The sequence below is a fragment of the Deltaproteobacteria bacterium PRO3 genome (genome assembly GCA_030263375.1).
GTDB lineage: Bacteria > UBA10199 > UBA10199 > DSSB01 > DSSB01 > DSSB01.
Genome location: SZOV01000094.1, coordinates 1 through 12506, shown reverse-complemented (window position 1 = coordinate 12506; position 12506 = coordinate 1). Strand labels below are relative to the sequence as shown.

The window sequence follows — 12506 nt, the reverse complement described above, 5'->3', positions numbered from 1 at the left end:
GTCGGAGTTTGGCAGTCTGAGCGCGCTCGGCGGTTTCATCGATCCGGAGCGTCTCCAGCCCGGGCTCGTTTGGCTGAGTGTAGCAGTTGACGCCGACGATGAGGCGCTCTTCCCGTTCGACTTCGCGTTGGTAGTTGTAGCTTGCCTCCGCGATTTCTGCTTGCGGGTAGCCCTGCTCGATGGCGGCGATCATCCCGCCCATGGCATCAATGCGGTCAATGTACTCACTGGCGCGGCGCTCGACTTCATCAGTGAGTGCTTCAACAAAATGAGAGCCCCCCAAAGGGTCGGCCACAGCGGGGACGCCCGTCTCGCAGGCAATGATCTGCTGAGTCCGGAGCGCCAGCGTGACGGCTTGTTCGCTTGGCAGGGCGTAAGCCTCATCGAGCGAATTGGTATGAAGCGACTGTGTCCCGCCCATGACGGCGGCAAGCGCCTGGATGGCTGTGCGTACGACGTTGTTGTACGGCTGCTGCCATGTGAGGGAACAGCCGGCCGTCTGCGTATGAAAGCGAAGCTTCATGGAACGTTCGTCGCGCGCCCCGTAGCGGTCCTTCATGGCCCGGGCCCACATTCTGCGGGCGGCGCGGTACTTGGCGATCTCCTCGAAGAAGTCGTTGTGAGCGTTGAAAAAGAAACTGAGGCGGGGGGCGAATTCGTCGATCCCAAGGCCGCGTTGGAGCGCCCAATCGACATACTCCATGCCGTCGCGGAGCGTGAAGGCCAACTCCTGAACGGCGGTGGAGCCGGCTTCTCGGATGTGGTACCCGCTAATGGAAATGGGGTTGTACTTCGGAACCTGCCGCGCCGCGAATTCGACGACATCGGTCACCAGGCGCATCGAGGGCCGCGGTGGATACAAGAACTCCTTTTGTGCGATGTATTCCTTCAGAATGTCGTTTTGGAGGGTCCCGTTGAGAGCGCTCCATGCGACGCCCTGCTTCTCGGCCACCGCCATGTAGAGGGCCAGCAGGATCGAGGCCGTCGAGTTGATGGTCATCGAGGTGCTGACTTTGTCGAGGGGGATTTCCTTGAACAGGATCTCCATGTCCTCCAGCGAGTCGATGGCGACGCCCGACTTGCCGACCTCGCCCATGGCCCGCGGCGAGTCGCTGTCGTAGCCCATTTGCGTGGGCAGGTCGAAGGCCACCGAGAGGCCCGTCCCGCCGTTGGCGATGAGGTAGCGGTAGCGCTCGTTGGACTCTTCGGCGGTGCCGAAGCCGGCGTACATGCGCATCGTCCAATGCCGGCCGCGGTACATGGTGGGCTGGACGCCGCGGGTGAAGGGGAATTGGCCGGGGAAGCCGGATTTCTCGAGGTACTCGGCCTCGGGGTCCGCCGGAAAGCTCGGCGTGAAGAGGCGCTGCATCTCGATGCCGGAGGTGGTCTCGAACTTGGGCTTGGCCTCGGGGTTCTTCTCGAGGTTCTTCTTGAGGGTTTTTTCTTCCCAGTTTTTTTTGGCGTCGTCGAATTTCGTCATAAAGTTGTGGGGGCGGCCTCGAAATGCGCCAGCTCGCAAAACTGCCGGTAGCGCCCCTCGATCTCCGCGTTCGTCAGGTCGCGCAGCCTATCCATGCTGAATTTCTCGACGATGAAGCTGGCCATCACGCTGCCGTAGATCACCGCCTTCTTTAAATTGCGAAAGCTCAAGTCCCCCGTCTTGGCCAAGTAGCCCAGCACGCCGCCCGCGAAGGAATCACCGGCGCCGGTGGGGTCGAGGATCTCCTCGAGCGGGAGGGCGGGGGCGCTGAAGACCTCGTCGCCGTGGAAGACCAGGGCGCCGTATTCCCCGCGCTTGATGACGAGGGTCTTGGGGCCCATCTCGCGGATGATTCGGCTGGCCTTGACCAGGTTGGGCGTGTCGGCCAAAAGCCGCGCCTCGGCCTCGTTGATCAGCAGGAGGTGGACGCGTTTCAAGGTCTTGAGCAGCGACTCGCGGTGCCCGCTGATCCAGTAGTTCATGGTGTCGGCGGCGATGAAGGGCTTGCCCTCCATCTGCTCGATGCCCTGCAGCTGGATGGCCGGGTCGATGTTGCCCAAAAACAAAAAGGGATTTTTGCGCATCGCCGGCGTCAGCCGCGGGTTGAAGTCGAGCAGGACGTTCAGCTGCGTGTCGAGGGTGTGGGCGACGTTGAGGTCGTGCTCGTAGCGCCCCTTCCAGCGGAAGGTCTTGCCGGGATGGCGCTCGAGGGCGGCCAGGTCGATGGGGCGCGAGCGGAAGAAATCGAGGTGGGCCTCGGGGAAATCCGCCCCGACCACCGCCACCAAGGCGAGGGGGCAGAAAAAGGTGGCCGAGGCCGCGAAATGCGTGGCCGAGCCGCCCAGGCCCTCTTCGAGCTTGCCGAAGGGGGTCTCGACGGTATCCAGGGCGACGGTGCCGACGACGGTCAGGGACATAGCCCCTGCTCCCTAGGAAAATGCGCGGGGGAATTCAACCCAAAATCCTCGTCCCGACGGGAGTCGGGACTATTGGGGGAATTCCTTCGGCTCCTCCACGGAGGGGTAGGGCGAGCTGTCCAGGGCCTTCATGAAGGCCACCAAGTCGGCTTTCTCCTGCGCCGTGAGGTTGAGTTTCACGACCTTCTCGCTCAGCCACTTGTTGGGCTCGCCGCCGCGATCGTAGAGCTCGACGACCTCCTCGAGGGTGGCGACCGAGCCGTCGTGCATGTAGGGAGCTGTCTTGGTGATGTCGCGGACCGTCGGGGTCTTGAAGGCGCCCTTGTCCTTTTCTTCCTTGGTCGCGTCGTAGCGGCCCCAGTCGGGCTTGGGCTTTTTCATGCCGACGCCCAGGTTGTGGAAGTCGCTGTCGCTGAAATTGCTGCCGACGTGGCAGCGCGTGCAATTGGCCTTGCCGAAGAACAGCTCGCGGCCGCGGATCTCGGATTCGTTCATCGCCGTCTTGTCCCCGTTGCTGTAGCGGTCGAACTTGGAATTGCCGCCCAGCACCGTGCGCTCGAACGACGCGATCGCCATCGCGACCTTTTCCTTGGTGATGTTGGGGTCGCCGAAGGCCTTTTGAAAGAGCGGTCGGTAGGCCTGGATGTTGCTCAAGGTCGAGATCATCTCGTCATGCGAGGCCATGCCCATCTCGACGGGGTTGACGATGGGGCCCAGGGCCTGCTCTTCGAGGTTCTTGGCGCGGCCGTCCCAGAACTGCAGCAAGTAATAGGTGGAGTTGATGACGGTGGGCGCGCTGCGCGTCCCCATGCCGCCGTGGATGCCGGCCGACACCGCTTGGTTGTCGGTCCAGCCGCGCTTGGGGTCGTGGCAGGTGGCGCAGGAGATGGTGACGTCTTTGGAGAGCCGCTTGTCGAAGTAGAGCAGCTTGCCCAGCTCGACCTTCTCGGGCGTGAGCGGATTGTCCTTGGGAATGTTCAGGTCGGGGTCCAGGCCGAGGGGCACCCGGACGAAGGGGGCGCCCATCGCGGGCTGGGAGCCGTCGGCGGCCTTCTTTTTGGGGGCGGCCGGCGCGGGCGCCGTGGCGGCGGGGGCCGGGGCGGGCGCAGGGGGCTTGGCCTCCTCTTTCTTGGCGCATTGCGAGGCAAAGAAGAGCGCGGCGAGCAGGGCGCCGGCGCGGAACATGCGTTTGGACATTCGTCTCCTCCTTTTAGGCTTGACCGCTAACAGCTCGGATTATAACGCTCTCCCCCGAAATCCCAAATCCTTTGTTGGTGAGGTTATCGGGTGGGAGGCCACGTCGTGAAAATACTGCTGAACGTCCTCAATTTGGCGACCTTCGTCCTGTTTTGCATTTCGCTCGTGACGGGGATCCACCTCGAGAAGAGCCTCTCCGGCCTGGGCAGCCATCTGGGCTGGGTCCTGGGGACGCTGCTCCTGTGGATGTTCACCCAGATCCTGGCGATGATGTACATGTACCGGATGGAAAAATTCTGCGTCGAGATCGTGGAAAAGTTCGAGGGCAAGGGCGAGGGTGCCGCGCCGGCCCCGGAGGCGAAGGCTTAGTATGAACGTGCAGTCCTATCTATTGATCCTCTCCCACCTGGTCATTTGGACCCTCGGCATGGGCGTCGCCTTCTACTTCGCCTTCGCGGCGGTGCCCATGATCAACAAGCACATGCAAGGGGAGGAGCGCCTGGTGGCCCTGCGGCGCCACGCCAAGTTTTACCACATCACCTTTCTGCTCACGATGTCGCTGATGGTCGTGTCGGGCGCGATCCGCCTGACGGACTACAAGATCGTCCTGGGCCTGCAATATTTTTCCGACGTCTCGACGGTGTTGATCGTCAAGCTGCTGATCTTCTTCGTCGTCTACATCCTCGCCGCCTACCAGAGCTTCGGCCTCGCCTTGCGCATCACCGGCACCGGCGAGAAGGCGATGGACGACAAGGTCCCCGCCGAGCTGGTCGACAAGGTGGTCGGGCGCATGCGTTCGATCGCGATCTTGAATCTTTTCCTGATGACGGCCGCGGCCTATGTGGGCCTGATGCTGAGCCGGATTCCGTATTTCAAATAGCCTAGCTGGGTCCGGTTCCGGGGGCCTCGCGCTCGATCACGACCTTGTCGCGAGTGATCTCGAAGCGGACGATACCGGGCAGGGAGACCCAAGATAGATCTTTCAACTCTGCGTTTTCGGGGGGCGGGAAACCGAAGCGCGCGAAGGCGCCGAGGATGTCGTCCTTAAAACAATCCCCCAGGTCGATCCCGGCGGCCTCGATCTTCTTGAGCGAGCCTTCCGAGCGTCCCTTCTTCTGTTCAAACTCCAGGATGGCGGAGAAGTCGACCCACATCAGCTTGGTTTTGTACTCGCCTTTGATCTTGAGGCGGTCGCCGTCGATCTCGACGCGGACGTTGCGGACCTTGCTCGCGGCGGGTCCGTCCGCGATCGCCAAAGCGACGATCTCGTTAAGGGCGTCCTGCTCGATGACGAAGAGGCTCCCTTGCGAAAGCTCCTCGAGGCTGGTCGGATTCCAGGTCGCGCCCTCGATGGATTTTTGGAAGGCGGCGCGGCCTTCCTCGGCGCGGCGGTTGAACTCGCGCAGGCCGGCCTTAAGGTTCTCGAAGGAAAATTCGACTCGGAAGGGAAGCGCGGGCGCGATATTCTGCGCGACTTTGCTGAGGGGAAGGAAATAGGGGCAAAAAATCACGGCCCCCAGCTCGACCCCTTCGCGAATTTTATCCCAAGGGGAAGGGCTTTTCTGCTCTCCGCTTTGGGCGGGGGTTTCGACCTCCATTTTTTTTCGATACTCCTCCAGCCGCTTCATCAGCTGGTGGTGGTGCTTTTTCACCAACTCGATGGCGCGCTTTTGCTCGGCCGCTTCCTTGGCCTTTTCGGCCTTGTCTTTTGTGGCAGGCGGTTTGGCCTTTGCGATGGGCCCGAATAGCAGCTCTTCAGCGGTCTCCCGCGCGCGGACGGCGAGATCGAAAAAATCGATTTGGATCGGAGTCATGTCCCTACACCTCTTATTGCCCGAACCCATTTCCCCAATAACAAGATAAGCAATCGAAATGCCAAGGCTTCCAAGGAATAAGTATTTGTATTTTATGATTTTTCCTGAATTGGTCCGGTGGTTAGGCCATGCGGGCGTCCGACGCCTAAGTCACAAAATGTAAAGTAATGACAGTTTTCAATGGCTGTAGATGGCTACGGAAAGCCCAGACATATTGGAAGGAGAAGGAGAGAAAACCCAGGACTGGAGGAGGTCAGCACCCCGGCATTCCCGCGCAGTCGGGATCCTCGCAGTCCGTCATACCGTCCCCGTCGTTGTCGAAGGCGTCGCCGCAGTCGAGCTCTTGCAACAGGCACTCGCAGGAGAATTCCTCGCAGAGGCCCCCTTGGGAAAAACACCCTTCCACGCCGGCGAGCCCGGCGCTGATGTCGCAGCCCTCGCCGGGATCGAGGACGGTGTTGCCGCAGGTCGTGCACTCGCAGGCGATTTGTCGGAAGTCCGGCGTCTCCTCGCCCGGCGGCGGTTCGGGAAAACCCTCCGGCCCGCAGACGGTCCCCGGTTGGTCCAGGCAATCCACGTTGCCGCGGCACTCGTCAGTCACCGGTTTTTCGATCCGGCAGATGCAATCGACGAAGCAAAAGGTCGCCAGCTCTTCCGGGTCGTCCTCCCAGGGTTGGCAGAGGCGGTCCCCGCAGGTCCCGGGGAAGCAGGAGAACTCGTCCGGGCAATCCTGCAGGCAGGGATCGGCGTTCGAACATTCCCCCGCCAAGGGCTGGCAGATGCCGTCGCCGCAGGTCTCGCCCTCGGCCAAGCCGAAACAGAGGCTTTGACTGCAGTCGGCCACGCAGTAATCGAAGACATCGCATTCGCCGCCCTCGGGATCGCAGACGCCGTCGCCGCAAGGGACGGGCTCGCACAAATCGCCGACGCCGTCCTCGTCGGAATCGGTTTGGGTCGGATTGAAGGTCTCGGGGCAGTTGTCCTCCGACTTCAAGACGCCGTCGCAATCCAGGTCCTCGGCTTGGGCGCCTGCAATGCAGGGTTCTGGATTCGAGTTTCCGCAGCCAAGCGGGGCTGTCCCTAGGACGAATAGCCATGTCAGGAAGAAACGACGTAGCACTTGCCCCATGGCTATAATCCCCCGATCATAGTATTTTTATAAGGTACGGGCCGATGCGTTATCGGCCTGAAGCCTAATTATCCTCAAAGCTCGTATGAAACGCTACGCTCGTCTGCTGCCTTGGCTTTTGTTGTTAAGCCTGGCCTTTTCCTTAACCGGATGCCTCTCCGCGGGAGGACCGCCGGCTCCGGTGAGCGAGATCCCCGCGGTGGTGAGCTTTCCGGAGAGCGTCGGAATCGATGTCTCTCAGGCGCTCGGCGGCGCGGGGAGCGCTGCGGCGCTGAAGGGTGTGTCGAGGCCCAAGGTCCAGACCATCGACAATTTTTCAGATATCATTTCCCTGGGGCCTATCACCTTCAACGCCTTCAACTTTTTGTTGGACGGCTTCCTGGGCCCCTTGGCCGACCTACAGGTGCCCGTCAGTCCCACCGTGAGGAACTTCGAGGGGCCCATGACCTTCGCGCCGGAGGTGGTGGTGACGGTGAAGATCGATTTTTCCGATTTCGACCTCGACGGGGACGGCGCGACGGAGGGCTGCACCGGCTGCACCTGCCCCGTCGGATGCGCGCCGCAGGCGGCGGAGTGCCCCTCGGAGGCCCCGGTCGGCGAGCTGGGCCCCGTCTGCTACCGCATCTGGCTGCGCGACGTGGGCAAGACCGAGTTCGAGCGTTTCTCGGCGGGTCGCATCGATCGCTATGCGACTCGGGACGATCCCGCCACGCCGGTGGATGAAAAGAACGCGGGCAACGGCAGCTTCCGCTTAGGTGTCACCACGGGCGAGGCAACGGCTCCGGAGAACCTCGCCTTCGGCGTTTTCTACGAGCATCGCGAGGAAGCGGACCCGGCCTTCAAGAGCACGGAATTCTTCGTCCAGGACCAGGGCTTCCATCGGGAAACCGGCGAGCCGACGCTGGACCTCGTCCACGCCGACGTTCAACAGGAGAGCCCGCGGCCGGGTTTGGGCAAGGAGACCCTGAAGAAGTCGGTCAAATTGGATATGCGCAGCGAGCCCGATCCCGAGGAAGGTCCGGGGATCGTCCAATACATCGGGGGCTTTTTGGACGACTTCGATTTTTGGAGCGGCACCTTCAACCTCCAGGAAACGGACGGCAGCCTGCGCCTTTCCGGGGAAAACGTCTGCGCTCGCATCTCGACCGGATTGGAAGTTCCGCGCCAGAACTGCCTGGATTTGGGCATCGACGTGGGGGGCGAGGGGTTTTTGCGCCCCGCCCAACCCTCCGATGTGGCCTTTCCCGCGGATTTTCCGCCCACGCCGACCTTTTAGCCGATGGATTTTTTCCCTTTTCAATCCCTGGCGGCTTGGTAATTTAAGGGCCGTGGAATTTCCCTCCCCCGAAATCGATGCCTATCTCAAAGAGCTCACGCCGGAGACCTCCGAGCTGATGAACGAGATCGAGGCCCTGGCCCTCGAGCAGGACTTCCCCATTATCGGGCCCCTAGTCGGGCGTATTCTCTACCAATGGACGAAGGTCTCGCGGGCCAAGAGCGTCTTCGAGCTGGGTAGCGGCTTCGGCTACAGCGCGCTCTGGGTCGCGATGGCGCTGCCTAAGGACGGACAGATCATCTGCACGGAATTCGACAAGAAGAAGGCCGAGCGCGGGATGAATTTCCTCGAGCGCGCCAAGCTGCGGCACAAGGTGATCTACGAGGTGGGCAGCGCCCTGGAGAGCTTCCATCGCTACCAGGGGCCCTTCGACCTGATCTTCTGCGACATCGACAAGCACGATTACCCCAAGGCCCTCGAGATGGGCGTGCCCAAGCTGAGGTCCGGCGGCCTGTTCATCGCGGACAACGTCCTCTGGTCGGGCCGCATCCTCGACCCTGAGGATCGCTCGAAGGAGACGCAGGGAATTCGCAAGTTCAACGAACGGATCTACGCCCATCCCGACCTGTTTTCGACGATCCTCCCGGTCCGCGACGGGGTCAGCGTCAGCCTGAAGAGGTGAACCATGCGCATCCTCCACACCATGCTCCGCGTCGGCGATCTCGAGCGCTCGTTGCGATTTTACACCGAGGTCCTCGGCATGCGTCTGCTGCGCAAGAAGGACTATCCGGACGGCAGGTTCACGCTGGCCTTCGTCGGCTACGGCGACGAGGAGCAAAATACCGTTCTCGAGCTCACCCACAACTGGGACACCGATCGCTACGACTTGGGCGGCGCCTTCGGCCACGTCGCGATCGAGGTCGAGGACGTCTACAAGGCCTGCGAGACGATCCGCGCGCGCGGCGGCAAGATCGTGCGCGAGCCGGGGCCGATGAAGCACAGTACCACCGTCTTGGCCTTCGTCGAGGACCCCGACGGCTACCGCATCGAGCTCTTGGGGCCGAAGGGCGAGCGGCGTGACTGAGGCGGCCTGGTCCAACTTAGTGGTTTTCGAAGCCCGTCCGGGTCGGGAAAAGCCTTTGGAAGAATGTCTGACCCATTTCACTCTGCAATGTCGCGAGGAGGAGGGGTGCCTTCAGTACGATTGCTTTCAGTCTTTCGAGAATCCGGCGAGATTTTTACTGCAGATCCTTTGGCGCGATGCCGGCTCGCTCGAAAATCACCTCGAATCGGAGGCGGTGGTGCAATTCTTGGTCCGCGTCTCTATCGAGTGTTTAAATGATGAATTGCAGATGGCTTATCGGAATTTTGCCCCTGCCTCGCAGAAATCCTAAACCTCGAATGGTCGCCTAGAAATAGCGATAATGGCCGAGTTGCTCGAAGGCGAACAGGACGTCCTCCGTCTTGGTCCCTTGTCCGATGTTGTGAATGACGAGAAAACGCCTCGGATCCGAAGACGGCAGGTTGGAGACAAGGCCGATGTGGTAGAGCCCGTTGGGCAGGCGCCAGGCGACGACGTCGCCGGGTAGATAATCCTCGGGCTTGTCGCTGACGGGGAGCGACTTTCCCTTCCGTTCGAAGAACTTCATCAGGTTGGGGACGCGGCGGTGGTCGATATTTGTATCCGGCCCCGTCAGACCCCATATCTTGGGATAAGCCGAGAAATTCTTCTTCATGTCGCGGTTCACCTCGACCTGCAGATCGACCCCCGCGGCGCGGAAGGCGCGCACGATCACGTCGGTGCAGACGCCGCGCTCGAGTGGGACGTCGCCGCCCGGGAAGGGTAGCTTGGTGTATGCGGAGTCGTAATAGAGGGTTTGCCGCGTTTGCTCGAGGGCGTTGCCCAACAGGGCCAGCATTGGCTTCGAGTCCGCGAGACCTCGGCTGCCGAGACTTCCCATCCACACAAAAAGGGTCAGTAAAAAACAAGCGGCGAAACGTTTCATTTGGGCACCACCAATACCGAGCAGTGAACCTCCCGCGCCACCTGCGCGGTGACGCCGCCGGGTAGGAGTGTTTTCGAGGGGTCTTCCCGCTGCGAGGGCATGACCAGCAAGTCGATGTCCTCCGCCTCGGCGAAGGCGGCGATGGATTGGGGGATTCCGCCCCGCGCGTCGATCTCGCGGATTTCGGAATGTTCCTGCGGCAGCCCTGCGGGTAAATCCTTCGCATTGTCTCCCTCTCCCGAGGGTCTTTCCGAGTCTTTCCGAACGTGCAGCATCCAAAGTTCTCCGCCGAAGCCGCGGCAGAGTTTCATCGCGGGCCCCAGGGCTGGCTGGGCGCCGGTCAGGTCTTCAAAAGGCAGTAGAATCTTTTTCAGCCGGGGCCAGCGAGTTCCGGGGCGGTGGATGAGCACCGGGATGTCGGCCTGTTTCAGGACCCTTTCGGCGACGCTTCCTTGGAGGACCCGTTCCTTTCCCTTCCTGCCGTGGGTGGCCAGTAAGATCAGCGAGGCCTGCTGTAGCCGGGACTCTCTCAACAGGACCTCGGCCGGGGAGCCCGGGAAGGAGTGGTATTCGTAGGGGGCGTGAAGGCCCCGCAGGCGCCGCAGGATTTCCTCGCCCTCCGGGTCGGCCTCCGTCTCCGCGTGGATGTGCGCGAGCAACAGCCGCGCGGAATATTTTTCCGCCAGGGCCTCGGCGGCGTCGAGGATGCCGCAGTCCAAGGCCCAAAGGTCCAAACCTACCAAGCATTTAGGGGCACCCAGGGCGCGCAGGACGGCCTTGGAATCCCATTGGGTGGGGATATGGAAAGGGTGAGGAAGAGGGTCGGCGTAAGGAGACGGCGGAGCGCCGACATAAGCGCTTTCCGGCATCTTTGCCCCGGAGGCTTTGGCCTCGGCGGAGGCCTCAGGCCTGCCCTTCAGCGGGGCCGCCTCGGGAAAAGATTGCGGCGCCAACGCCACGCCGTCCGAGCCTAGCTCCGGCACCGCCTTGGGGCCGTCCACGCCCGGGGTGCGGTAGCGGTCTTCGTTCCAAGAATATTTATAAGCGCGGTAGTAGAAGGGGATCATGCCTCACCCTTCTTGCGGAAGAATTTCCGGCCGCGCAGTTTCTCCGGGAGGCAATCCATCTCCTGCGCCGCTTTGGGGTCGTCGTGGGCGTAGCGGTAGCCTTTATGGTAACCGAGCTCCTTCATCAGCTTGGTCGGCGCATTGCGCAGGTGCAGGGGAGTCGGCAGCGGCCCGGACTTCTCGATCTCCGCCTTGGCGTTCTGGTAGGCCATGTAGCTGGAGTTGTCCTTCGGGGCCAGGGCCAGGTAGACGGCGCAGTGACTGAGCGGGATCCAGCCCTCGGGCCGGCCCACGAAATCATAAGACTGCATGGCGGCGATCGCGACCTGGATCGCCTGCGGGTCGGCCAATCCCACGTCCTCGCTGGCGAAGATCACCATGCGCCGGGCCAGGAAAAGCGGGTCTTCGCCGGCCTCGTACATCCGGGCGAGGTAGTAGACCGCGGCGTCCGGATCGGAGTTGCGCATGCTTTTAATAAAGGCGCTGATCAGGTTGTAGTGCTCCTCGCCGCTCTTGTCGTAGAGCAAGGTCTTGCGTTGCGCGGCCTGCTCGACGGTCTTGACGTCCACGCGCCCCGATTTTCCGGCCAAGTTGGCGGCGATCTCATAGGTGTTGAGCAGGCGCCGCGCGTCGCCGGCGGCGTACTCGACCAGCAGGGCCTCGGCCTCGGTTTCCACCGGCACGCCCATGGAATGGATTCCACGCTGCAAAAGCCCCTTCAGATCTTCCTCGCTCAAGGCCTCCAAGACGAAGACGCGGGCGCGGGAGAGCAGGGGGCCGATCACTTCAAAGCTGGGGTTTTCGGTGGTGGCGCCGATCAGGGTGATGGTGCCGGCCTCGAGATGGGGCAGCAAGGCGTCCTGCTGGGCCTTGTTGAAGCGATGGATCTCGTCGATAAAGACGATGGTGCGTTTGCGGGAAAATTTGAAGTCCGCCTTGGCCGCCTCGACCACCTCCCGCAGGTCCTTGACCCCGGAGAGCACGGCGGAAAGGGCCTGGAATTTGGAGCGGGTGTGATGGGCGATGACCCGGGCCAGGGTGGTTTTGCCGCTGCCCGGGGGACCCCAGAGGATGATCGAGGGGAGCTGATCCCTTTCGATCAAGACCCGCAGCGGGCCCTCGGGGCCGAGCAGCTTGTGCTGGCCGACGACCTCGTCCAGGCTCTGCGGTCTCAGGCGCTCGGCCAGCGGGGCCTGTTGCTGCAGTTCCCGCTCGGCGGCGTGTTCGAAGAGATCGGTCATATCTATAGGATTTAGTACAAGGGAAGGGGCCCAAGCAACGGCCTTTTCGGCCATAAATCCATCGACATTTTGCCCCGCCTCGGCTATCCCAGCCCCATCGAGGGTCGCGCCATGCTCGCCGAGATCCATATCAAAAATTTCAACATCGCCGAGTCGGTCAAGGTCGAATTCGACCGGGGCTTCCACGTCATCTCCGGCGAGACGGGGGCGGGGAAGTCCATCCTCCTGCAGGCCCTGGCCTTCGCCCTGGGCGAGCGCGCTGACGCCGAGACCGTCCGCGCCGGGGCCGACGAGGCGGTGGTGACCGCGGTCTTCGAGCTGGGCAAGAACGCCGCCCTGAAGTCCTTCCTCTCCGAGGCCAGCTTGGAAGTGCCCGAAG

Annotated in this window: 15 protein-coding genes; 7 read left to right on the top strand and 8 right to left on the bottom strand. The window is 62.1% G+C overall.

Going from position 1 to position 12506, the window contains the following annotated elements; genetic code table 11:
- The 3 genes from FBR05_12600 to FBR05_12590 all read right to left on the bottom strand — a co-directional run.
- Positions 1–1480: methylmalonyl-CoA mutase (locus FBR05_12600; protein MDL1873018.1), on the bottom strand; the 1480-nt coding region annotated here is incomplete at its 3' end.
- Complete coding sequence (locus FBR05_12595) at positions 1477–2397, bottom strand: sugar kinase (GenBank protein ID MDL1873017.1); 921 nt, start codon at positions 2395–2397, stop codon at positions 1477–1479. The genes FBR05_12595 and FBR05_12600, both read right to left, overlap by 4 nt.
- A 69-nt stretch (positions 2398–2466) precedes the next feature.
- A complete protein-coding gene (locus FBR05_12590; protein MDL1873016.1) occupies positions 2467–3594 on the bottom strand; it encodes a c-type cytochrome in 1128 nt (375 codons plus the stop codon).
- Between the two features lie 105 nt (positions 3595–3699).
- Between FBR05_12590 and FBR05_12585 the strand changes: the two genes are divergently transcribed.
- Both FBR05_12585 and FBR05_12580 read left to right on the top strand, forming a co-directional pair.
- Complete coding sequence (locus FBR05_12585; protein MDL1873015.1) at positions 3700–3963, top strand: hypothetical protein; 264 nt, start codon at positions 3700–3702, stop codon at positions 3961–3963.
- Position 3964: 1 nt separating this feature from the next.
- Entirely contained in the window at positions 3965–4474 is a 510-nt protein-coding gene (locus FBR05_12580; GenBank protein ID MDL1873014.1) for a hypothetical protein, read from the top strand.
- A gap of 1 nt (position 4475) precedes the next feature.
- Here FBR05_12580 and FBR05_12575 read toward each other — a convergent pair whose 3' ends face one another.
- Both FBR05_12575 and FBR05_12570 read right to left on the bottom strand, forming a co-directional pair.
- The gene (locus tag FBR05_12575) at positions 4476–5408 is read right to left on the bottom strand and encodes a hypothetical protein (GenBank protein ID MDL1873013.1); all 933 of its coding nucleotides are present in this window, start codon (positions 5406–5408) and stop codon (positions 4476–4478) included.
- Between the two features lie 253 nt (positions 5409–5661).
- A complete protein-coding gene (locus FBR05_12570; protein MDL1873012.1) occupies positions 5662–6537 on the bottom strand; it encodes a hypothetical protein in 876 nt (291 codons plus the stop codon).
- Positions 6538–6622: 85 nt separating this feature from the next.
- Between FBR05_12570 and FBR05_12565 the strand changes: the two genes are divergently transcribed.
- Genes FBR05_12565 through FBR05_12550 form a run of 4 tightly spaced genes read left to right on the top strand, consistent with a single transcriptional unit; the run spans position 6623 to position 9207 of the window.
- Positions 6623–7813 (top strand): hypothetical protein, encoded by a 1191-nt coding sequence (locus FBR05_12565; protein MDL1873011.1) that lies wholly within the window; start codon positions 6623–6625, stop codon positions 7811–7813.
- Positions 7770–8495 (top strand): O-methyltransferase, encoded by a 726-nt coding sequence (locus FBR05_12560; protein ID MDL1873010.1) that lies wholly within the window; start codon positions 7770–7772, stop codon positions 8493–8495. Before FBR05_12565 ends, FBR05_12560 begins: the two co-directional genes overlap by 44 nt.
- Positions 8496–8498: 3 nt before the next feature.
- Positions 8499–8897 carry a lactoylglutathione lyase gene (gloA, locus tag FBR05_12555; protein ID MDL1873009.1) on the top strand — a complete coding sequence of 133 codons (399 nt, stop codon included), beginning with the start codon at positions 8499–8501 and terminating at the stop codon, positions 8895–8897.
- Positions 8890–9207 carry a hypothetical protein gene (locus tag FBR05_12550; protein ID MDL1873008.1) on the top strand — a complete coding sequence of 106 codons (318 nt, stop codon included), beginning with the start codon at positions 8890–8892 and terminating at the stop codon, positions 9205–9207. Before gloA ends, FBR05_12550 begins: the two co-directional genes overlap by 8 nt.
- Positions 9208–9222: 15 nt before the next feature.
- Here the strand turns inward: FBR05_12550 and FBR05_12545 are convergent, their stop codons facing one another.
- The 3 genes from FBR05_12545 to FBR05_12535 are packed head-to-tail and all read right to left on the bottom strand — an operon-like array spanning position 9223 to position 12127.
- Positions 9223–9819, bottom strand: a complete 597-nt coding sequence (locus FBR05_12545; GenBank protein MDL1873007.1) for a DUF1287 domain-containing protein — start codon at positions 9817–9819, stop codon at positions 9223–9225.
- Complete coding sequence (locus FBR05_12540) at positions 9816–10886, bottom strand: universal stress protein (GenBank protein MDL1873006.1); 1071 nt, start codon at positions 10884–10886, stop codon at positions 9816–9818. The genes FBR05_12545 and FBR05_12540 overlap by 4 nt, the downstream gene beginning before the upstream one ends.
- The gene (locus FBR05_12535) at positions 10883–12127 is read right to left on the bottom strand and encodes a replication-associated recombination protein A (GenBank protein ID MDL1873005.1); all 1245 of its coding nucleotides are present in this window, start codon (positions 12125–12127) and stop codon (positions 10883–10885) included. Before FBR05_12535 ends, FBR05_12540 begins: the two co-directional genes overlap by 4 nt.
- Before the next feature lie 111 nt (positions 12128–12238).
- On the opposite strand from FBR05_12535, the gene FBR05_12530 reads away from it, so the two are divergent.
- The coding region (locus FBR05_12530; protein MDL1873004.1) for a DNA repair protein RecN at positions 12239–12506 on the top strand (268 nt) is incomplete at its 3' end.

Coding starts and splice junctions, on each gene's coding strand:
- FBR05_12540 (MDL1873006.1), bottom strand. CDS start 10,886: ATGATCCCCTTCTACTACCGCGCTTATAAATATTCTTGGAACGAAGAC.
- gloA (MDL1873009.1), top strand. CDS start 8,499: ATGCGCATCCTCCACACCATGCTCCGCGTCGGCGATCTCGAGCGCTCG.
- FBR05_12575 (MDL1873013.1), bottom strand. CDS start 5,408: ATGACTCCGATCCAAATCGATTTTTTCGATCTCGCCGTCCGCGCGCGG.
- FBR05_12590 (MDL1873016.1), bottom strand. CDS start 3,594: ATGTCCAAACGCATGTTCCGCGCCGGCGCCCTGCTCGCCGCGCTCTTC.
- FBR05_12545 (MDL1873007.1), bottom strand. CDS start 9,819: ATGAAACGTTTCGCCGCTTGTTTTTTACTGACCCTTTTTGTGTGGATG.
- FBR05_12595 (MDL1873017.1), bottom strand. CDS start 2,397: ATGTCCCTGACCGTCGTCGGCACCGTCGCCCTGGATACCGTCGAGACC.
- FBR05_12535 (MDL1873005.1), bottom strand. CDS start 12,127: ATGACCGATCTCTTCGAACACGCCGCCGAGCGGGAACTGCAGCAACAG.
- FBR05_12570 (MDL1873012.1), bottom strand. CDS start 6,537: ATGGGGCAAGTGCTACGTCGTTTCTTCCTGACATGGCTATTCGTCCTA.
- FBR05_12580 (MDL1873014.1), top strand. CDS start 3,965: ATGAACGTGCAGTCCTATCTATTGATCCTCTCCCACCTGGTCATTTGG.
- FBR05_12560 (MDL1873010.1), top strand. CDS start 7,770: ATGTGGCCTTTCCCGCGGATTTTCCGCCCACGCCGACCTTTTAGCCGA.
- FBR05_12565 (MDL1873011.1), top strand. CDS start 6,623: ATGAAACGCTACGCTCGTCTGCTGCCTTGGCTTTTGTTGTTAAGCCTG.